The sequence below is a fragment of the Belnapia sp. AC561 genome (assembly GCF_979252845.1).
This window is the reverse complement of sequence record NZ_CEEDBP010000156.1, coordinates 1-293: the sequence shown is the minus strand read 5'-3', so window position 1 is coordinate 293 and position 293 is coordinate 1. Positions and strand designations below refer to the sequence as shown.

Annotated in this window: 1 protein-coding gene; it reads right to left on the bottom strand. The window is 52.9% G+C overall.

What is annotated here, in order from left to right; all coding sequences use genetic code 11:
* Nucleotides 1-63: 63 nt before the first annotated feature.
* Nucleotides 64-293 (bottom strand): 50S ribosomal protein L4 (gene rplD / locus AC0IW9_RS30550; protein ID WP_471652066.1); only part of this gene is annotated, 230 nt, incomplete at its 5' end.

Below are 293 nucleotides of genomic sequence, written 5' to 3'. Positions count from 1 at the left end.
CCAAAACCGTGGCTTTCTCAGAGACGTGCGGGCCAAGTAGCACTTTAAATACGCGTTCCTGGTTCATCCCAGCAGCTCCTCGAATTTCTTCACGGCCGACACAGTGATCAACACTTTGTCGTAGGCGATGAGACTAACTGGATCGGAACCCTGCACGTCGCGGACATCGACGTGTGGAAGGTTACGAGCAGCGAGGTACAGATTCTCGTCGACGGAGTCGGAAACAATCAGTACGTCGGTCAGGCCCATGCCATTCAGTTTGTTCAGCAGGTCTTTGGTTTTCGGTGCATCAA